Source organism: Streptomyces huiliensis, from assembly GCF_020037025.1.
In the GTDB taxonomy this organism is placed as follows: domain Bacteria; phylum Actinomycetota; class Actinomycetes; order Streptomycetales; family Streptomycetaceae; genus Streptomyces; species Streptomyces huiliensis.
Genome location: NZ_JAIQLH010000056.1, coordinates 25,300 through 43,479, shown reverse-complemented (window position 1 = coordinate 43,479; position 18,180 = coordinate 25,300). Strand labels below are relative to the sequence as shown.

The following is an 18,180-nucleotide window of genomic DNA, read 5'->3' as shown; positions in this document are numbered from 1 at the left end:
GTCAGGCCGCCGAGAGCGCCCAGAACCCCACCGCCAGGCACAGCAGCGCCACCACCAGTACCGCGGCCGCCGTCGAGCGCTTCGGGGGAGGCGGGCGCCGGGAGCGTGGCGCGTGGCGCGCCTGACCGGCCGGGGGCGCCGCCAGGGGCGGTCCGACGGGCCGCGGGGGCGTGGGCGGCATCGGAGGCGGTACGGGACGCGGCGGGGCGCCCAGGGGGCCGTGAGGGGCCCTGACGTCCCGGCCCTGGGGGCCTTCGGGCCCGAAGCCCGGCGGCAGCGGGCCGATCTGGTCGAACACCTCGATCCGCTCGTCCCCCGCGGCGGGCGGCGGCAGCAGCGGCACGGCGGCGGCCAGGGCCGCGCGGGCCTCGGCGGCGCCCCGGAAGCGCAGCACCGGATCGGGGGCCAGCAGGCGCGCCAGGACGTCCCACAGCGCCGCGGGGACCTCGTCCGGGGGCGGCGGCACCCCGTCCGCGAGGAACCGCGCGACGAGGGCCTCGGCGTCCGGTTTCCGGCCGGCCAGCAGATAGAGCGCGACCAGTCCGACGGCGAAGAGGTCCGCGGGGAAGTCCGGTTCCTCGCCCGCCATTTGCTCGGGCGCGAAGTAACCCGGCGTTCCCATCACATAGTTGGTCTCGGTGAGCCGCGGTTCCCCCTTCCGCATCGCGCAGCCGAAATCGGAGAGGCGTAAATGCGGGGGCCCGGTGCCGGTCGCCTCCAAAAGCAGATTCGCCGGCTTGATGTCCCGGTGCACCACGCCTTCCGCGTGCACCGCGGTGAGCGCGTCCAGCAACTGGTCCAGCAGGACGCAGACGAATCGCGGGGGCAACGGGCCGTAGTCCCCGATGAGATGGGCGACCGAGCCGCCGTACACCACGTCCATGGTGAACAGCACCCGGTCGTCGTCGGCGGCCCAGCTGACCGGGGCCAGGACGTGCGGATGATCGATGCGCAGCGCCTGCTCGCGGACGAAGCGCAGCAGCAGGGTGTGGGCGTGGCTCTGCTTGAGCACCTTCGCCGCCGCGTACCGCCGCCGTGCCCGGTCCCAGACCCGCCAGACCTCCCCCACCCCACCGCGTCCGATGGGGTCCACCAGCTCGTAGCGCCCGGCGAAGACCTCCCCCATCGCGGCGGGTCAGCTCTGGTGGGCCTCGTAGTGGGCGACCGCCTCGGCGGTCCGGCCGGCGCCGTAGACGCGCAGGAACTCGGCCAGTTCGGGATGGGTGGGGGCGAGTGTGCCGGCCGCGTCGATGATGTCGCCGGCGGCGGCGACCGACCGCAGCAGGGACTGGATCTCGCGGACGACCCGCTTGACCGTCGGGGCGCCGCTGCTGGCCGTGGTCTGCGTGGAGTTGAGGACCGAGCCGCCGGAGCTCCGCTTGACCTCCTCCATCCGCTCCGCCGCCTCCGCCGCGCTCACGCTGCCGTCGGCCACCTGGTGGGAGAGCTCCTGGAGGGCCTGGACGCGCTGCACCACCGCCGGGTTGCCGATCTTCGCCCGCTGACCGCTCATCAACTGCGAGAGCATGGGCGCCGAAAGGCCCAGGACGGAGGCGAGACGGGCCTGGTTGAGACCGAGATCGTCGATCAGCCGGCGGAAGAGCGCCCCCAGCGGCTCCCCGTACCAGCTCCGCTGCAGCTCTCGTGCGCGGGCGGTGGCTTCCTGCTGTGCTGCGTCCATCTCGCTCTCCCCTTCGCTTCGCTGCCGCGAATCTTGCGGTGCATCCTACGGAGAGTGGCGGGACGCGGCGATACCTGGTCGGCCCTGCTCCCGGCACCGGGTACCCTGGTGCTCCGAGGGGCCTTAGCTCAGTTGGTAGAGCGCTGTCTTTGCATGGCAGATGTCAGGGGTTCGACTCCCCTAGGCTCCACGCAAATCCCCTCCGACCTGCGTCGACGCGGTCGGAGGGGATTTTTTGACGTCTCAGGATCCGACGTCCAGGGTTCGACGTCTCAGGAGTGGTCGTCGCCCTTCTTCTCGTCGGCGGACGAGGCGTCGGCCTCCGCCTCGGCCTGCTTGGCCTGGACCTCGGGGTCGAGGGGGGAGCGCTCGGCACTGCCGTCCACGGAGGAGCTGCCGTCCACGGAGGAGAGGTGCGGGCGGTCGGCGACCTCGGTGGCGGCCGGGGGCTCCACCAGCCAGTCCGGGTTGGCCTGCTTGTCCCACCACTTCCAGACCGCGACGGCGCCGCCCACCAGCAGGCCCGCGAAGGCCAGCCGCTTCGCGACCCGGCCGGCCCGGCCGCGGCGGCAGCGCTTGCGGCCCAGGCGCTCCACGTCCTGTGCCGGCACCTGGCCGCGCAGCACGGCGAGCGCGGCGTTGCCGCGGGAGAGGGCCTCGTCGCGGACCGGTTCCGCGGCGGCGCGGGCCCGGGCGGCGGCCTGGTTGACCTTGGGCGGCAGGACCTCCAACGCATGGTCGATCCGGGGTTGCAGATGCGCGTCGTACTGCGAACGTGCCTGGTGGGCGGCCTCGGCCACCTTGGGAGCAAGCCGGACGCGGGCTTCGTGCGCATAGTGCACGGCGGCGTCCTTGGCCGTGCCGGCGTAGGGCGCCACCACTTCGGCCGCGTGGCGCACGCTGTCCTTGGCGGTGCTGGTCGCGGCGCGCACGCTGTCCTTGCGGGTCACGAGAACCTCCTCCTCGGTGGCGTACTGGACTGTCGCCTTTCCACCCAGTGGGAAATCATGCCTGCCCAGGGGCGGTCCGGCAGGTTCGGAAAGGCATCCGGGTCAACGGACCCCGGGTTCGACAATGCCATGGTTCGCCGCCGCGCGCGGGGCTTTGGGCGTTACTCGCCGGGCACCGGTCCGTGCGAGGATCGGTGGCTGTCAGTGCAGACTATGGAAGGTAGATCGTGGCCGAGCAGCTCTACGCGACCCTGAAGACCAACCAGGGGGACATCGAGATCCGGCTCCTGCCGAATCACGCCCCGACGACGGTCAAGAACTTCGTCGAGCTCGCGAAGGGCGAGCGCGAGTGGGTCCACCCGGCGACGGGCAAGAAGTCCACGGACAAGCTGTACGACGGCACGGTGTTCCACCGCGTCATCAGCGGCTTCATGATCCAGGGCGGTGACCCGCTGGGCAACGGCACCGGCGGCCCCGGGTACGAGTTCAAGGACGAGTTCCACCCCGACCTGGCCTTCAACAAGCCCTACCTGCTGGCCATGGCCAACGCCGGCCCGGGCACCAACGGCTCGCAGTTCTTCATCACGGTCTCCCCGACCACGTGGCTGACCGGCAAGCACACCATCTTCGGCGAGGTCAGCAACGACGCGGGCAAGAAGGTCGTGGACGCGATCGCGAGCACCCAGACCAACCCGCGCACCGACCGTCCCGTGAACGACGTCGTCATCGAGAGCGTCGTGATCGAGACCCGCGAGGGCTGATCGAGACCCGCGAGGGCTGACAGCGCGTTCCGGGAACCCGGCGCCCCGCCCGTCCGTAAGACGGGCGGGGCCCTGCTCGACAGCGGCGGCGCCCGGGTCCGCCACAGGGGCGAGGGGAGAGCATGAACGACCAGGCCGTCTGCTGCTACCGGCATCCGGACCGTGAGACGGGCATCCGCTGTACGCGCTGCGAACGGCCGATCTGCCCGGACTGCATGGTCAACGCCTCGGTCGGCTTCCACTGCCCCGAGTGCTCGGGCGGAAGTCCCGGCTCCGGCGGGAGAAGCGCCCGGCAGGACGCCGCCCCGCGTACGGTCGGGGGCTCCGTCGACCGTCCCGGTGACCCCTTTCTGGTGACGAAGGTGCTGCTGGGGATCAACATCGCGATCTGGATCGCGGTGATGGTCAAGGGGCAGGACGTCGTCGGCACCCTGGAGCTGATGGGCCGCGACCCCTTCCAGGACGGCGAGGGTGTCGCCGAAGGCCAGTGGTACCGGCTGCTGACCTCGCTCTTCCTGCACGAGTCGGTGATGCACATCGGCTTCAACATGTTGTCGCTCTGGTGGCTGGGGCCCCCGCTTGAGGCCGCCTTCGGCCGGGCCCGGTACCTGGCGCTCTACCTGCTGTCGGGGCTCGGCGGCAGCGCGCTCACCTATCTGATGGTCGACGCGGGCGGCCGGTCCTACGGCGCCTCGGGCGCGATCTTCGGCCTGCTGGGGGCCACCGCGGTGCTGATGCGCCGGCTGAAGTACGACATGCGCCCGGTGATGGCGCTCCTCGTGCTCAACCTGATCTTCACCTTCACCTGGAACAACATCGCCAAGGAAGCGCACATCGGCGGCCTGGTGGTGGGTGCCCTGGTGGCGTACGGCATGGTGCACGCCCCTCGCGCGCGCCGTGCGCTGGTGCAGTGGCTGACCTGCGGGGCGGTGCTGCTGGCCATCCTGGCGACGGTGATCGTCCGGACCGCCGAGCTGACGTAGCCGACGGCGCGACGTCCGCCGGGGCTCCGGCCCCGGCCCGTCACCCACATCGGTGGGCCGGGGGTTGTCCACAGAGTGCCCCGGCCGGTGTGCAGAACGGTGGGAAAGCCCGCCCCGGCTCGTTCCCGGCCCCTACGGCACCCGCTGCGACCTGCGGATATGACGAAGAACGCCGGTGTGGACGACGATCCGCGGGGATCGTCGGCAGTCACACCGGCGTCAACGCCGAGGAAGTTATCCACAGATCTTCTGAGTTTTTCCCCACTGTGGATGAAGGTGTGGATAACCCGGGCCGGCCCGCCGGGCCCCCCGGATCGGCCGGATCGTCCCCGCTACTTCCACTGCGTGGAGACCACGAACCCCGCCGCGATGAAGCCGAAGCCGACCACGATGTTCCAGTTGTGCAGGGACTCGATCGGCATGTCGCTGCCCGTCACGTAGAACATGACGATCCACGCGAGCCCGATCAGGAACAGTGCCAGCATGAGCGGAGCCACCCAGCGCCGTCCGCTGTTCAGCTTGATCGTCTGCTGCTTCGCCGGCGGTGGAGTGAAGTCTTCCTTCTTGCGGATCCGTGACTTCGGCACGAGGAACTCTCCTGTCGATGCGCTGCGTAACCGCGCTGGGTGTACAAGGGCTGGTCGGCCGCGCCGGGGAGCGCTTCCTCCCCCCGGGCGTCCGTTAGCGTAGTGCTTCAGCGGCGTCGGAGAGGACAAGGGTACGTTGAGCAATTCTGCCGTCTCCACCAGCGACGCAACGCCCGGCCGGCGCCCTCCCCGGCGATTCCGCCCCGTACGGCTCCTGACGGCCGCGGTCTTCGCCCTCGCCGGCCTCATCTTCTGGATGAGCTTCAACACCGCCAAGGGCACCGACATCCGCACCGACGCCTCCATGCTGCGGCTCTCCGACCTCATCCAGGAGCGCAGCAAGGGCAACGGCGAACGGGAGCGGAGCACCGCGGCCCTGCGCGCCGAGGTCGACTCCCTCGCCGGCCGGGACGCCGGCGCCGACACCGCCGAGGCCCGCCGGCTGGCCGCCCTGGGCGACGCCGCGGGCACCCGGGAGCTCGGCGGCACCGGCCTGACGGTCACCCTGACCGACGCCCCGCCCAACGCCACCGCCAAGATCCCCGGAGTCCCGCAGCCCCAGCCCAACGACCTGGTGATCCATCAGCAGGACCTCCAGGCCGTCGTGAACGCCCTCTGGAGGGGCGGCGCCCAGGGCATCAAGGTGATGGACCAGCGGCTGATCTCCACCAGCGCCGTCCGCTGCGTCGGCAACACCCTCATCCTCCAGGGCCGCGTCTACTCCCCGCCCTACAAGATCACCGCCGTCGGTGACCGCGGCCGGCTCCGCAAGGCCCTGGACACCTCTCCCACCATCCAGAACTACCTCCAGTACGTCACGGCCTACGGCCTCGGCTGGAAGGTCGACCAGCAGGACGCGGTGACCCTCCCCGGCTACACCGGCGCGGTGGACCTGCACTACGCCAAGCCGGCCGGCTGACGGACCCGGCGCGCCCGGCGGGAACTCCGCGCCGGGGGTTTGCCCGGCTGCGCCCCGCGCACGGGTGCGGCCCCTTACCCTGGTGCGGCAAAGACCATCCCCGTCGGCAAGTAGGGACAGCATGTACGTCTGGATCTGGCGTCATCTGCCGGGCAACGCGTGGGTGAAGGCCCTGGTCTCCGTGGTCCTCGTGCTGGCCGTCGTCTACGTGCTCTTCCAGTACGTCTTCCCCTGGGCCGAGCCGCTGCTGCCGTTCAACGACGTGACGGTCGACGACAGCCTGCCGACACCGGCAACGGAATGGCGGTGACGCGATGAGCGCGCGCATCCTCGTCGTGGACAACTACGACAGCTTCGTCTTCAACCTCGTCCAGTACCTCTACCAGCTCGGCGCCGAGTGCGAGGTGCGCCGCAACGACGAGGTCGAACCCGCGCACGCGCAGGACGGCTTCGACGGGGTGCTGCTCTCCCCCGGCCCCGGCGCGCCCGAACAGGCCGGTGTCTGCATCGACATGGTGCGGCACTGCGCGGCCACCGGGTTGCCGGTCTTCGGCGTCTGCCTGGGCATGCAGTCGATGGCCGTCGCGTACGGCGGGGTGGTCGGCCGGGCGCCCGAGCTGCTGCACGGCAAGACCTCGTCCGTGAGCCACCAGGGCGCCGGCGTCTTCCAGGGGCTGCCCTCGCCGTTCACGGCCACCCGCTACCACTCCCTCGCCGTCGCCCGGGAGAACTGGCCGGACGAGCTGGAGATCACCGCCTGGACGGAGAGCGGCGTCGCCATGGGCCTGCGCCACCGTGACCTCCCGGTCGAGGGCGTGCAGTTCCACCCCGAGTCCGTGCTCACCGAGTGGGGGCACCGGATGCTGGCCAACTGGCTCGTCTCCTGCGGTGACACGGGGGCGGTGGAACGGTCGGCCGGGCTCGCCCCGGTGGTGGGCAAGGCCGGAGAGTGAACGGGCTCCGCCCCGAGCGGGACCCCTGGGGGGCGCCGGCGCCGGAGCGGTACGCGCCCCCGCCGGCGGACCCGTACGGGCAGGGCGAGCCGGCCGACGACCCGTACGAGTACGTGCGGGGCGAGCGGGCCCCCGGCCCGTGGCCGCCGGCGCCCGAGCCCGCCGCCTGGTCACCGGGCGTCTCCCGGCCGCTGCCCCCGGAGAACCGGTTCACCGCGCGGCCCCTCCCGCCCGAGATGCCCCCGGAGACCGTCTCCCGGCCGCTCCCGCCCGAGGTCCCGGCGGCCGTTCCGCCGCAGTCCCGGCCGTCCGCCGCCCTGCCGCCCGAGGACGACGCGACGATGTCGCTGCGCCCGGTGCCGGCCGCCCCGGCCCCGCCGCTCCCGACCGGCGGGCGGGCGGAGCGGCGCCGGGCGGCACGGCGGGCGGAACGGGCGCGCAAGGACAGCCTCGGCGTGGTCGTCAGCCGGGCGCTGGGCGAACTCTTCATCACCCTGGGCGTGGTGCTGCTGCTGTTCGTCGCCTACCAGCTGTGGTGGACGAACGTCATCGCCCAGCAGCAGGCCGGCGGCGCCGCGAAGGACCTCCGCAGGAGCTGGGCCCGGGACGGCGGCGAGGACCGGGACGCGGGCGCGTTCTCGCCCGGCGAGGGCTTCGCGATCGTCTACATCCCCAAGCTGGACGTGAAGGCCCCGATCGCCGAGGGGACCGGGAAGCACAAGGTCCTGGACCGCGGGATGGTCGGTCACTACGGCAAGGGGCCGCTGAAGACCGCGATGCCCTGGGACCGGCAGGGCAACTTCGCGCTCGCGGGCCACCGCAACACCCATGGCGAACCGTTCCGCTACGTCAACCGGCTGCGGCCCGGTGACAAGATCGTGGTGGAGACGAAGAGCACGTACTACACCTATGAGATGACGAGCCGACTGGACCAGACGTCACCGGCGAACGTCGGGGTCATCCGCCCGGTGCCCGCGGGATCGGGCTTCACGGGACCCGGCCGGTACATCACCCTGACCACCTGCACCCCCGAATTCACCAGTACGTACCGGATGATCGTGTGGGGCAAGATGGTGGACGAGCGCCCGCGCGGTAAGGGCAAGCCGGACGCGCTCGTCGACTGACGGACGGCAGGGGAGCGGGGTACGGGCGGGCTGTGGCAGGGACCGAGGAGCTGACCGACGGCGCGCCACGGCGGCGCGGCCGTACCCGGAGCCGGATAGCCGCCACCGTCGGCGTGGTGGGCGAAGTGCTCATCACCGCGGGCGTGCTGCTGGCGCTGTTCGTCGTCTACTCGCTGTGGTGGACGAACGTGATAGCCGACCGGGAGGCGAAGCGGCAGGGCGCGCACGTGCGCGAGAACTGGGCGCGGAAGGGGCCGGGCGCCCTGGACACCAAGGACGGGGTCGGCTTCCTGCACGTGCCCGCCATGGGCAAGGGCGAGGTGCTGGTGAAGCCCGGCACGGGCAGCTCCGTGCTCAACGAGGGCGTGGCGGGCTACTACCGAAAGCCGGTGAAGGCCACGCTGCCCTGGGAGGGGCCGGGCAACCTCACGCTGGCGGCGCACCGGGACGGGCACGGCGCCAAGTTCCACAACATCCACAAGATCAAGGACGGTGACCCGGTCGTCTTCGAGACGCGGGACACCTGGTACGTCTACACGGTCTACAAGGAGCTCAAGGAGACCTCGCGGTACAACGTGAAGGTCCTCGACCCCGTGCCCCGGGAGTCCGGGAAGACCGTGCCGGGCCGCTACCTGACGCTGACGACCTGCACGCCGATCTACACCTCCGACTACCGCTACGTCGTCTGGGCGGAGCTGACGCGGACGGAGAAGGTCGACGAGAAGCGGACCCCGCCGAAGGAGCTCCGGGGCTGACCCCGGGCCGTACGGCGACAGCGCGGAGCCCCGGCACCATCCTCCTGAGGAGGACGGTGCCGGGGCTCCGTCCGTACGTCAGTGCCGGCGTCCGCCGAGGAAGCCGCCGAAGGGGCCGCCCTGGTCGTCGCCGCCGGGGTTCCCCCGGTCGTCGCCGCCCTGGTTGGCGCCGCCGATGTCGGTGCCGGGGAGCGGCGCGTGGGTCATCAGGTTGACCGCGGACCCCTTCTTCACCTTCTGGGTGGGGAAGGGAACGGTCGACGACACGACGGCCTTGTCGTCGTTCGGGCCCGCGATGGTCCCGACCTTGAGGCCGACGTCCTCCAGGGCCTTCCTGGCGTCCTTGACGGTCATGTTGGTCAGCGTCGGGACCGGGACGTCCTGCGGTCCCTTGGAGACCGACAGCTCGACCGACGTGCCGGGCGTGGCCGCCGTGCTGCCCTCCGGGGACTGGGCGGTCACCTGGCCGGCCGGGTCGTCGGAGTCGACGTCCTTCCGGGTCACCTTGAAGCCGTTGTCCTCAAGCTGCTTCTTCGCCGCGTCGAACTGTTGCCCCACCACCGGCGGGACGGTCTTCGTCGGGACGGCCGTGGCGACCGTGAGGGTGACCTCCGCGCCCTTCTCGGCCTGGGCGTTCGCCTTCGGGTTCTGCTTGATGACGATGCCGGCCTCGGCCTCGTCGGTCTGCTCCTCCTTGCGGTGGACCGTGAAGCCCTTGTCCTCCAGCGTCTTCTTCGCCTCGTCGAACTGGGTGTGGAGGACGTTGGGGACCTCGACCTTGGCCGGGCCCTTGGACAGCGACACCTTGACCTCGCTGTTCCGCGCGACCTTGGTGCCGGCCTTGGGGTCCTGCTCGCAGACCTTGCCCTTGTCGGCGTCGCAGTTGACGGCCTTGCCGCTGTCGACGACCTTGAGCTCGACGTTCTCGCCCTGCTTCCGGGCGGAGTCGAGCTTCTCGCCGATCAGGTTGGGCACGGTGACGTCGCCGCTCTTGCCGTCGCCGGAGAACAGCGACTTGCCGATGAAGATCGCGCCGACGAGCACCAGGATGCCCGCGACCACCAGCAGCACCGTCGACAGGCTGCTCTTCTTCCGGCCGTTGCCGCCGTGGCCGGGCCCGCCCGCGCCGTCGTCGTAGCCGCCGTAGCCGTCACCGCCGTAGCCCCCGCCGTCCCGCACGGGCGGCAGCATGGACGTCTGGCCGGCGGCGTTCGGGTCGTGACGGCCGAGCATGGCGGTCGGCTGGTCCTCGCCGCCGTAGCCGACCGCGCCCATGGCGCCGTAGCCGGCCGCGGCGGCCACCGGGCGGCCCTCCAAGGCGGCCTCGATGTCGGCGCGCATCTCGTCGGCCGACTGGTACCGGTAGTCCGGGTCCTTGACCAGCGCCTTCAGGACGATGGCGTCCATCTCGGGCGTGATCTCGGGGTCGAAGGTGCTCGGCGGGTTGGGCTCCTCGCGGACGTGCTGGTACGCCACCGCGACCGGGGAGTCGCCGATGAACGGCGGCCGGACCGTGAGCAGTTCGTAGAGCAGGCAGCCCGTCGAGTACAGGTCGGACCGGGCGTCGACCTGCTCGCCCTTGGCCTGCTCGGGGGAGAGGTACTGGGCGGTGCCGATCACGGCCGCCGTCTGAGTCATCGTCATGCCTGCGTCACCCATGGCGCGGGCGATGCCGAAGTCCATGACCTTGACCTGGCCGGTGCGGGTCAGCATGACGTTGGCGGGCTTGATGTCCCGGTGGACGATGCCCGCGCGGTGGGAGTACTCCAGCGCCTGGAGCACCCCGATCGTCATTTCGAGGGAACGTTCGGGCAGCAGCTTGCGGCCGGAGTGGAGCAGCTCGCGGAGGGTGGACCCGTCCACGTACTCCATGACGATGTACGGGATCGAGACCCCGTCCACGTAGTCCTCGCCGGTGTCGTAGACCGCGACGATGGACGGGTGGTTCAGCGAGGCGGCCGACTGGGCCTCACGGCGGAACCGGGCCTGGAAGGACGGATCCCGGGCGAGGTCCACCCGGAGCGTCTTCACGGCGACGGTGCGGCCGAGCCGGGTGTCGTGGGCGAGGTAGACCTCGGCCATGCCACCACGGCCGAGCACCGAGCCCAGCTCGTACCGGCCGCCGAGGCGACGCGGCTCTTCCATAGCTCCAGCCCTTCCGTTCTTCCCGACCGCACCGACGTGGGTCCGGCGGTGTGCTGTCCGCGCTTACCGTACCCGGCGTCCCGTACGGCACCCGGGTGTGACCGGCACCCGATACGTACCTGGTACCGGCGCGCGGTGCCGGTGCGTGCCGGGACTCACTTCGAGGTCTTGAGCACCGCCTCCATGACGCTCTTGGCGATGGGCGCGGCCAGCTTGCCGCCCGCGATGTCGTCACGCATGGTGTTCGAGCCCTCGATGACGACCGCGACGGCGACCGGCGAGCCGTCCCCCTTCTTGGCGTAGGAGATGAACCACGCGTAGGGGTTGCCGCTGTTGTCCACGCCGTGCTGGGCGGTACCCGTCTTGCCGCCGACCTTGACGTCGTCGATCTTCGCCGACGTACCGGTGCCCTCCTCGACGACCGTCTCCATCGCGCTCTGCAGCGTCTGGGCGTGCTCCGGGCTGAGCGGCCGGCTCATCTCCTTGGGCTGGTGCGTCTCGATGACGTTCAGGTTGGGCGCGCGCAGCTTGTCCACCATGTACGGCTCCATGAGCTTGCCGTTGTTGGCGATCGCGGCGGCCACCATGGCCATCTGGAGCGGGGTGGCGCGGTTGGACGCCTGGCCGATGCCCGCCATGGCGTTCTGCGGGCGGTTGTCCTTGGGGTAGACGCTCTTGGAGACGCCGACCGGGATCGTCAGGTCGTCGCTGTTGAAGCCGAACTTGTCGGCCTGCTCGATCATCTTCTGGTTGCCCAGGTCGGCGCTGATCTTGCCGAAGACGCTGTTGCAGGACCACTGGAGGGCGGCGCGCATCGAGACGTTGTCGCAGGGCATCGTCGTCTCGTTGGGCAGCTTCAGGTTCTGCGTGTCGGGCAGCGTCCAGCCCTTCGGCGAGTTGGTCTTCTCGTCGACGTCCTTGTAGAGCTTGTTCTCCAACGCCGCCGCGGCGGTGACGACCTTGAACGTCGAACCGGGCGGGTAGGTCTCCCGCAGCGCCCGGTTGAGCATCGGCTTGTTCTTGTCGTCCTTGCTGAGCTTCTCCCAGGCAGCGCCGTTGTTGGCCCCGGCGACCGTCGAGGGATCGTACGACGGCGTGGAGGCCAGGGCCAGGACCTTGCCGGTGCGAGGGTCCAGAGCGGCCACGGCGCCCTTCTTGTTGCCCAGCCCCTTGAAGGCGGCCTCTTGTGCCTTGGAGTTGAGGGTGGTGATCACGTCACCGCCCTTCTTGCCCTTGCCGGTGATCATGTCGATCGTCCGGTTGAAGAACAGCCGGTCGTCGTCACCGGTGAGGATCTTGTCCTCGACGCCCTCCAGCATGGTGGGCTTGTAGACCTGCGAGCTCAGACCGGTGACCGGCGCCCACATCTCGCCGTTCTTGTAGGTGCGCCGGTACTTGTAGTTGATCCCGTTGACTTCCTCGGAGCCGGTGATCTCCTGGCCGTCGACGATGATGTTGCCGCGCGGCTGGCTGTAGCGGGCGATGTTCACCCGCATGTTGTTCTTGTCGTTCTTGAGCTCGTCGGCCTTGACGAACTGGAGCCAGTTGCCGCGGATCATCAGTGCGAGGACGAGGAGTCCGCAGAAGATCGCGATCCGGCGCACGGGCTTGTTCACGGTCGGACCACCTGGGTCATTTCGGCGTCTGGATTGGTCACGGGGGCGGGCGCGGGCCTGCGCGCCGCGTCACTGATCTTCATCAGGATCGCGATGAGTGCCCAGTTGGCGATCACCGAGGATCCGCCCTGTGCGATGAACGGCATGGTCATACCGGTCAGCGGGATGAGGCCGGTGACACCGCCGGCCACCACGAAGACCTGGATGGCGAAGGCGCCGGAGAGCCCGATCGCCAGCAGTTTGCCGAACGGGTCGCGGGCGGCCAGTGAGGTGCGCACACCGCGCTCCACGATCAGACCGTAGATGAGCAGGACGGCCATGAGGCCCGCCAGGCCCAGCTCCTCGCCGATGGTGGCGAGGATGAAGTCGGAGTTGGCGGCGAAGCCGATCAGGTCGGAGTGGCCCTGGCCCCAGCCGGTGCCGGACACCCCGCCCGAGCCGAAGGCCCACAGGGCCTGCATCGACTGCTCGGAGTGGCCCCAGATGCCCTTCTTGCTCAGCAAGAACTCACCCATGGGGTCGAGCCAGGCCTGGACACGCTGCTGCACATGGGTTTCGAACGAAGCGACGCCGACCGCGCCGGCCGCGGACATCAGCAGACCGAAGACGATCCAGCTGGTGCGCTCGGTGGCGACGTAGAGCATCACGACGAACATGCCGAAGAACAGCAGCGAGGTACCGAGGTCGGTCTCGAAGACCAGGATCAGGATGCTGAAGGCCCAGACGGCCAGGATCGGTCCCAGGTCGCGGCCGCGTGGCAGGTAGATGCCCATGAACCGGCGGCTGGCCAGGGCGAGCGCATCCCGTTTGACCATCAGGTAGCCGGCGAAGAACACCGCCAGCACGATCTTGGCGAACTCACCCGGCTGGATGGTGCCCAGACCCGGGATCTTGATCCAGATCCGGGCGCCGTTGACCGACGGGAAGAACATCGGGGCGATCAGCAGCACCAGCGAGAGCGCCATGGAGATGTAGGTGTAGCGCTGGAGGACCCGGTGGTCCTTGAGGAAGATGATCAGCGCGACGAACAGCGCGATGCCCAGCGCCGAAAACAGCAGCTGGTTGGTGGCCGCCGGGGCGAACGTGGCCACCTTCTGGAAGCGCTTCGACTGGTCAAGCCGCCAGATGATGACCAGCCCCAGCCCGTTGAGGACCGTGGCCAGCGGCAGCAGCAGCGGGTCGGCGTACGGGGCGAACTTCCGCACCACGAGGTGGCCGACGCCGGCCAGCAGGCCGAGGCCCATGCCGTAGCCGAGCATGCCGGAGGGCATCTCGCCGTCCAGCGCCAGGCCCACGTTGGCGTACGCGAAACAGGGGAGGATCACGGCGAAGGCGAGCAGCAGCAACTCGGTGTTGCGCCGGCTCGGCTGACCTGCCGTGCTGACGGTGGTGGTGTTGGTGTTCGGCATGGGTGAGATGGCTGACACGTCGCTGACCCCCTACAGGCTTACTGCTGGGGGCCGTTGCACTGCGCTGCCACTTTCTGCTCTTCCTCGCTGAGGGTGGGACCGGGCGCCGGAGTGGGTGCGGCCTGGAGGGTGAGGCCCGACGCCGCGCCGGTCGGCGGGGTGCTGGGCTTGCCCGGGGTCGGCTTCCCGGCGTCGGGCTTCCCCGCGTCCGGCTTGGCCGTCTCGGGCTTCTGGCTCTCGCGCTGCCGGCGCTCGGCCTTCTGCTGCTCGTCCTTCTTCTTGCAGGCGCTCGCCAGCGTGCCGAGGTCCTTGACCTTCTGCTCCGCCTGCGCGCGGCTGCTCACCGCGATCGTGTCCTCCACCCGGCCGCGCTGGTCGACGGGGAGGTACTTGAGTTCGATCTCGGGGTGGTCCTGGTACAGCTTGCTGAGGCTGATCCAGGCGAGGTCCTGGTCGATGCCCTGGTAGAGCGCGACGTGGTTGTCGTCCTTGGCCGCCAGGTAGTACTGCGTCTGCGTCCACTGGTAGCCGCCGTACAGGCCGCCGCCGACCACGCCGAGCACCACCGCGATGATCAGCGAGCGCTTGAGCCAGCCCCCGCGCCGGGGGGCCTTGCCGAGCTCCGCGCCGCTCTCGTCGTAGTCGTCGTGGAAGGCGCCGAACTCGCCGGCCGGCGCCGCGTCGCCGCCCGGACCGCTGCCGGGCGGGCCGAAGCCGCCCGCCGGGTCCTGCGGCGGGGTGCGGCCCAGCTCGGACGCCCGGCCGGCCGGGGTCTGCATGGCGCCGTGGTCCCCCGCGGGGAACTGGTTCTCGGCGACCGCGCCGACGACCACCGGGGTGTCGCTGTGCTGCTGGGCGACGAGGGTGTCCCCGCCGTCGACGTCCAGGACGTCCGCGACGATCACCGTCACGTTGTCCGGGCCGCCGCCGCGCAGGGCCAGCTCGATCAGCTCCTGGACCGTCTCCTGCGGGCCCTGGTAGCTCGCCAGCCGCTCCTCGATCGTCTCGTGGCTGACGACGCCGGAGAGGCCGTCGGAGCAGATCAGGTAGCGGTCGCCGGCCCGCACCTCGCGGATGGACAGGTCGGGCTCGACGTGGTCGCCACTGCCCAGCGCGCGCATCAGCAGGGAGCGCTGCGGGTGGGTGGTGGCCTCCTCCTCGGTGATCCGGCCCTCGTCCACCAGCCGCTGCACCCAGGTGTGGTCCTGGGTGATCTGCGTGAGGACGCCGTCCCGCAGCAGGTACGCGCGGGAGTCGCCGACGTGGACGAGGCCGAGCCGCTGACCCGTCCACAGCAGGGCGGTGAGCGTGGTGCCCATGCCCTCCAGCTGCGGGTCCTCCTCGACCATCACGCGCAACTGCTCGTTGGCGCGGTGGACGGCGGTGCCGAGCGAGGTGAGGAGGTCCGACCCCGGGACGTCGTCGTCCAGCGTCACCAGGGTGGAGATCACCTCGGAGCTGGCCACCTCGCCCGCGGCCTGGCCGCCCATGCCGTCGGCGATGGCGAGCAGCCGGGGGCCGGCGTAACCGGAGTCCTCGTTGCCTTCCCGGATCATGCCCTTGTGCGATCCGGCGGCGAAACGCAGTGTCAGACTCATGCGCACCTCGCCCGTCGGCTCCGGGTACAGCCCCTTGCCCACCTCGCTGCCCACCCTCCGGTCGTCATGGTCCTACTACTTCCGCAGCTCGATGACGGTCTTGCCGATGCGGATCGGCGCGCCGAGCGGGATCGGGGTCGGGGTGGTCAGCCGGGTCCGGTCCAGATACGTGCCGTTGGTCGAACCGAGGTCCTCGACGATCCAGCGGCCGTCGCGGTCCGGATAGATCCTGGCATGCCGGCTGGAGGCGTAGTCGTCATCCAGCACGATCGTCGAGTCGTGGGCGCGGCCGAGGGTGATGGTCTGGCCCTGAAGGGCCACCGTGGTGCCGGTGAGCGTGCCCTCCGAGATCACCAGCTTGGTGGGTGCGCCGCGGCGGCCGCGGCTCTCGGCGCGCCCCGCGCCCCGACGCCCGCCGGACTGCTGCTGGCGCTGCGGCGGCGGGGTGGCCTGCTGGGCCGCCCGCTGCGCCGGACGTCCGTCGCCGCCGCGGCGCGAGCCGCGCGCGGTCACCCGGGTACCGAACAGATCACTGCGAATGACCTGCACGGCCACGATGACGAACAGCCACAGTACGGCGAGGAAACCCAACCGCATGACCGTGAGGGTCAGCTCTGACATTGCCCCCGCTTCACCCTTCGGCTTGCCGATAAACGATGGTGGTGCTGCCCACGACGATCCGCGAGCCGTCGCGGAGCGTAGCGCGCGTGGTGTGCTGGCCGTCCACCACGATGCCGTTGGTCGACCCCAGGTCCTGGATGGTCGCGGGGGTGCCGACCCGGATCTCGCAGTGCCGCCGGGAGACGCCGGGGTCGTCGATTCGGACGTCCGCCTCGGTGCTGCGGCCCAGCACCAGCGTCGGACGGGAGATCTGGTGCCGGGCACCGTTGATCTCGATCCAGCGCCGTGTCCGCTCCGCCGCGCCGGCTCCCGGCCCGCCCGCGCGGGGCTGGGGACGGGCCGCGCCGGGCGGCGGGGACGACGGCATGGGCGGGGCACCCGTGGGCTGCGGCGGGTAGCCGCCGCCCTGGGTGGCCGGGGAGGGGGCGCTCCGGGGGGCGCCGCCGCCGTACGGAGTGTGGGGGGCCTGCGGGCCTTGCGGGCCCTGCTGTGCCTGGGGCTCCTGGGACTCGCTGGCCGCGAGGGTGCGGCTGCGGACGCGGTAGAGCCCGGTGTCGAGGTCGTCCGCCTTCTCCAGGTGGACCTGGATGGTCCCCATGAAGGTGTACCGCTGCTGCTTCGCGTAGTCGCGGACCATGCCGGCCAGCTCGTCGCCCAACTGGCCGGAGTAGGGGCTGAGCCGCTCGTAGTCCGGGCCGCTCAGCTCCACGATGAAGTCGTTGGGAACGACCGTGCGGTCACGGTTCCAGATGGTGGCGTTGTTGTCGCACTCGCGCTGGAGTGCCCCCGCGATCTCCACGGGCTGGACCTCGGACTTGAACACCTTGGCAAAGGTGCCGTTCACGAGACCTTCGAGTCGCTGCTCGAAGCGCTTCAGTACTCCCACGGGGCACCTCCTTCCCTCGGTGACGCCTGTGATGCCCGGTGCCGTTCCTGATACTGCTTACTGATCGTATCCACGCGCCGGGAAAACGGCTGGTTCCCCTTCGGCGCCAGGAGTGACGAGTGTCGCCATGGCCGCTCCGGTTTCCTCCGCGTTCCCTCCGCGTTCCCTCACGGGGGATCGTAGAGGCGCCCGGAGGCCAGTGTCCCGCAACCGGCGGGGTCCTCGCCGGTACCCCCGGGGACCTGTCGAGGGCGGGCGAGAGCGCTCGGGGGCGGCCGGGGGCGGTCGGGTGGATCACGGGTGTGAAGGCACCCTCCGAAGCGTGCTAATGTTCTGCATGTCGGAAGGCGGACGCACCGCGAACCGGACGGAAGTCCGGAGGGGGAGCGGAAGCCGGAGGACACACCCAATGCGCGGGTGGCGGAATAGGCAGACGCGCTGGATTCAGGTTCCAGTGCCCGAAAGGGCGTGGGGGTTCAACTCCCCCCTCGCGCACCGTGAGAACGGGCCTCGTCGTGAAAACGACGGGGCCCGTTCTTCTTTGTATCCGCTTCCGGTCTTGTCTGTACTTCTGACGGTGGGCGGGACGCCGGGGCGTTCCTGTGTCGTATCTCTCGGTGGGCCTGCTCGGTTGGTGAGCCTGGCCGGTCGGTGGGCCCGCTCGGTGCGTTGGCGGGCCGCCGGTCAATCCTGTTCCGCTCCGGAGGCGTTGTAGCGCAGCAGGTAGCCGGCGAAGCGGGCGAGGTCGGTCTCGTCCCATTCGGCGAGGCGGTTCTCGAAGGCGGTGCGGCGGCTGGCCGCGACCTGGTCCAGGACCTCGGTGCCGCGGTCGGTGAGGTGCAGCACCTGCACCCGCTGGTCGTCGGGGTCGGCGCGGCGTTCGACGAGTCCCAGCCGCTCCAGGCCCGCCACCTGCCGGCTGACCGTCGACTTGTCGAGCAGGTAGTGCGCGGCGAGGTCGGTGGCCCGGCAGCCCCGCTGGTCCTGGAGGTGGGCGAGCAGGGTGTACGAGACCAGGGACAGCTCGGGGTGGAGCCGGGCCGCCGCGGCGCGGGCGCGGCGCGCGAAGGCGGTCAGCTCGCGCTGGATGGTGTCGAGGTGTTCGGCTCGGTGTGACACGGGGGACCCTTCCTTCCCATTTGGTTGTATAGTACAACTGAAGTGGAAGTTGTATAAGCCAACCATCCTGGAG

The 18,180-nt window shown here is 70.6% G+C and carries 18 protein-coding genes and 2 tRNA genes; 9 read left to right on the top strand and 11 right to left on the bottom strand.

What is annotated here, in order from left to right; genetic code table 11:
• Position 1 precedes the first annotated feature (1 nt).
• Positions 2-1,126 (bottom strand): serine/threonine-protein kinase, encoded by a 1,125-nt coding sequence (locus JNW98_RS12005; protein ID WP_223768147.1) that lies wholly within the window; start codon positions 1,124-1,126, stop codon positions 2-4.
• Between the two features lie 9 nt (positions 1,127-1,135).
• Positions 1,136-1,681: a helix-turn-helix domain-containing protein gene (locus JNW98_RS12000; protein ID WP_171164647.1), complete on the bottom strand. Its 546-nt coding sequence runs from the start codon at positions 1,679-1,681 to the stop codon at positions 1,136-1,138.
• A gap of 117 nt (positions 1,682-1,798) precedes the next feature.
• Between JNW98_RS12000 and JNW98_RS11995 the strand changes: the two genes are divergently transcribed.
• Positions 1,799-1,871 (top strand) — tRNA-Ala (locus JNW98_RS11995).
• Between the two features lie 82 nt (positions 1,872-1,953).
• On the opposite strand, the gene JNW98_RS11990 is transcribed toward JNW98_RS11995, so the two are convergent.
• The gene (locus JNW98_RS11990; RefSeq protein ID WP_223768146.1) at positions 1,954-2,631 is read right to left on the bottom strand and encodes a DUF5324 family protein; all 678 of its coding nucleotides are present in this window, start codon (positions 2,629-2,631) and stop codon (positions 1,954-1,956) included.
• 227 nt (positions 2,632-2,858) lie between these two features.
• Here JNW98_RS11990 and JNW98_RS11985 point away from each other — a divergent pair, with 227 nt between their 5' ends.
• Positions 2,859-3,392 carry a peptidylprolyl isomerase gene (locus tag JNW98_RS11985; RefSeq protein ID WP_223768145.1) on the top strand — a complete coding sequence of 178 codons (534 nt, stop codon included), beginning with the start codon at positions 2,859-2,861 and terminating at the stop codon, positions 3,390-3,392.
• 122 nt (positions 3,393-3,514) lie between these two features.
• A complete protein-coding gene (locus JNW98_RS11980; RefSeq protein ID WP_223768144.1) occupies positions 3,515-4,375 on the top strand; it encodes a rhomboid family intramembrane serine protease in 861 nt (286 codons plus the stop codon).
• A 332-nt stretch (positions 4,376-4,707) separates the two neighbouring features.
• Here the strand turns inward: JNW98_RS11980 and crgA are convergent, their stop codons facing one another.
• On the bottom strand, positions 4,708-4,962 hold the full coding sequence (crgA, locus tag JNW98_RS11975; RefSeq protein ID WP_223768143.1) for a cell division protein CrgA: 255 nt from the start codon (positions 4,960-4,962) through the stop codon (positions 4,708-4,710).
• 136 nt (positions 4,963-5,098) lie between these two features.
• Here crgA and JNW98_RS11970 point away from each other — a divergent pair, with 136 nt between their 5' ends.
• The 5 genes from JNW98_RS11970 to JNW98_RS11950 all read left to right on the top strand — a co-directional run bounded on the left by JNW98_RS11970 (position 5,099) and on the right by JNW98_RS11950 (position 8,713).
• The gene (locus tag JNW98_RS11970) at positions 5,099-5,881 is read left to right on the top strand and encodes a DUF881 domain-containing protein (protein ID WP_223768142.1); all 783 of its coding nucleotides are present in this window, start codon (positions 5,099-5,101) and stop codon (positions 5,879-5,881) included.
• A gap of 121 nt (positions 5,882-6,002) precedes the next feature.
• Positions 6,003-6,191: a hypothetical protein gene (locus JNW98_RS11965; protein WP_223768141.1), complete on the top strand. Its 189-nt coding sequence runs from the start codon at positions 6,003-6,005 to the stop codon at positions 6,189-6,191.
• Positions 6,192-6,195: 4 nt separating this feature from the next.
• A complete protein-coding gene (locus JNW98_RS11960) occupies positions 6,196-6,834 on the top strand; it encodes an aminodeoxychorismate/anthranilate synthase component II (RefSeq protein ID WP_223768140.1) in 639 nt (212 codons plus the stop codon).
• Entirely contained in the window at positions 6,831-7,958 is a 1,128-nt protein-coding gene (locus JNW98_RS36580) for a class E sortase (protein ID WP_223768139.1), read from the top strand. Before JNW98_RS11960 ends, JNW98_RS36580 begins: the two co-directional genes overlap by 4 nt.
• A 32-nt stretch (positions 7,959-7,990) precedes the next feature.
• On the top strand, positions 7,991-8,713 hold the full coding sequence (locus JNW98_RS11950) for a class E sortase (protein ID WP_372459220.1): 723 nt from the start codon (positions 7,991-7,993) through the stop codon (positions 8,711-8,713).
• Positions 8,714-8,791: 78 nt separating this feature from the next.
• On the opposite strand, the gene pknB is transcribed toward JNW98_RS11950, so the two are convergent.
• From pknB to JNW98_RS11920, 6 genes are all read right to left on the bottom strand, one after another.
• On the bottom strand, positions 8,792-10,858 hold the full coding sequence (pknB, locus tag JNW98_RS11945; RefSeq protein ID WP_223768138.1) for a Stk1 family PASTA domain-containing Ser/Thr kinase: 2,067 nt from the start codon (positions 10,856-10,858) through the stop codon (positions 8,792-8,794).
• Positions 10,859-11,013: 155 nt separating this feature from the next.
• Positions 11,014-12,474, bottom strand: coding sequence for a peptidoglycan D,D-transpeptidase FtsI family protein (locus JNW98_RS11940; protein ID WP_223768137.1), 1,461 nt, complete (start codon positions 12,472-12,474; stop codon positions 11,014-11,016).
• Positions 12,471-13,883 carry an FtsW/RodA/SpoVE family cell cycle protein gene (locus tag JNW98_RS11935; RefSeq protein ID WP_223768136.1) on the bottom strand — a complete coding sequence of 471 codons (1,413 nt, stop codon included), beginning with the start codon at positions 13,881-13,883 and terminating at the stop codon, positions 12,471-12,473. Before JNW98_RS11935 ends, JNW98_RS11940 begins: the two co-directional genes overlap by 4 nt.
• Positions 13,884-13,921: 38 nt before the next feature.
• Positions 13,922-15,481, bottom strand: a complete 1,560-nt coding sequence (locus JNW98_RS11930; RefSeq protein ID WP_223768135.1) for a Stp1/IreP family PP2C-type Ser/Thr phosphatase — start codon at positions 15,479-15,481, stop codon at positions 13,922-13,924.
• A 75-nt stretch (positions 15,482-15,556) separates the two neighbouring features.
• Positions 15,557-16,102 (bottom strand): FHA domain-containing protein FhaB/FipA, encoded by a 546-nt coding sequence (locus JNW98_RS11925; protein WP_223768134.1) that lies wholly within the window; start codon positions 16,100-16,102, stop codon positions 15,557-15,559.
• 10 nt (positions 16,103-16,112) lie between these two features.
• On the bottom strand, positions 16,113-16,988 hold the full coding sequence (locus JNW98_RS11920) for an FHA domain-containing protein (RefSeq protein WP_223768133.1): 876 nt from the start codon (positions 16,986-16,988) through the stop codon (positions 16,113-16,115).
• 411 nt (positions 16,989-17,399) lie between these two features.
• Here JNW98_RS11920 and JNW98_RS11915 point away from each other — a divergent pair.
• Positions 17,400-17,483: transfer RNA gene (locus tag JNW98_RS11915), tRNA-Leu, on the top strand.
• Between the two features lie 189 nt (positions 17,484-17,672).
• Here JNW98_RS11915 and JNW98_RS11910 read toward each other — a convergent pair.
• Complete coding sequence (locus JNW98_RS11910) at positions 17,673-18,107, bottom strand: MarR family winged helix-turn-helix transcriptional regulator (RefSeq protein ID WP_223768132.1); 435 nt, start codon at positions 18,105-18,107, stop codon at positions 17,673-17,675.
• Positions 18,108-18,180 lie beyond the last annotated feature (73 nt).

Bases quoted from the DNA above. Each gene is read 5' to 3' on its own strand.
- JNW98_RS12005 (WP_223768147.1), bottom strand. From the start codon at position 1,126: ATGGGGGAGGTCTTCGCCGGGCGCTACGAGCTGGTGGACCCCATCGGA.
- JNW98_RS12000 (WP_171164647.1), bottom strand. From the start codon at position 1,681: ATGGACGCAGCACAGCAGGAAGCCACCGCCCGCGCACGAGAGCTGCAG.
- JNW98_RS11980 (WP_223768144.1), top strand. From the start codon at position 3,515: ATGAACGACCAGGCCGTCTGCTGCTACCGGCATCCGGACCGTGAGACG.
- JNW98_RS11965 (WP_223768141.1), top strand. From the start codon at position 6,003: ATGTACGTCTGGATCTGGCGTCATCTGCCGGGCAACGCGTGGGTGAAG.
- JNW98_RS11960 (WP_223768140.1), top strand. From the start codon at position 6,196: ATGAGCGCGCGCATCCTCGTCGTGGACAACTACGACAGCTTCGTCTTC.
- pknB (WP_223768138.1), bottom strand. From the start codon at position 10,858: ATGGAAGAGCCGCGTCGCCTCGGCGGCCGGTACGAGCTGGGCTCGGTG.
- JNW98_RS11935 (WP_223768136.1), bottom strand. From the start codon at position 13,883: ATGCCGAACACCAACACCACCACCGTCAGCACGGCAGGTCAGCCGAGC.
- JNW98_RS11930 (WP_223768135.1), bottom strand. From the start codon at position 15,481: ATGAGTCTGACACTGCGTTTCGCCGCCGGATCGCACAAGGGCATGATC.
- JNW98_RS11925 (WP_223768134.1), bottom strand. From the start codon at position 16,102: ATGTCAGAGCTGACCCTCACGGTCATGCGGTTGGGTTTCCTCGCCGTA.